This is a genomic window from Xanthomonas sp. SHU 199 (genome assembly GCF_000364665.1).
Lineage (GTDB): Bacteria > Pseudomonadota > Gammaproteobacteria > Xanthomonadales > Xanthomonadaceae > Xanthomonas_A > Xanthomonas_A sontii.
In genome coordinates this window covers 1-327 of the sequence record NZ_AQOI01000875.1, presented here as the reverse complement: position 1 = coordinate 327, position 327 = coordinate 1, and the positions used below count along the sequence as shown (strand labels likewise).

Annotated in this window: 1 pseudogene; it reads left to right on the top strand. The window is 77.7% G+C overall.

What is annotated here, in order from left to right:
* Nucleotides 1-327 (top strand): annotated as a pseudogene (locus tag D183_RS25930) (HAMP domain-containing protein); the annotation flags it as partial.

Here is a 327-nt window from a genome sequence, read left to right as displayed (position 1 = left end):
GGCCCGCTGGCCGACGCGATGCAGCGCCGCGCGGCCGATCAGCTCGGCCCCGGGCGCGCGTTGCGGCGCGACGCCGACGGCACCCTGTGGCTGCAGTTGGCCACGCCCACGCCGCTGTGGATCGCGTTCTCCAGCCAGCCGCGCGAACACGGCCTGCGCCGGTTCTCGGTGGCGATGCTGGCCGGTTGCGCGCTGCTGGTCTGGCTGGCCGCTGCGCTGGTCGCACGGCGCCTGGTGCGGCCGCTGCGGCAACTGGCGCAGGCCGCGCCGCACCTGGTCCGCGGCGAACAGGCCGCACCGATCGCCACCGGCGGTCCGCGCGAGGTC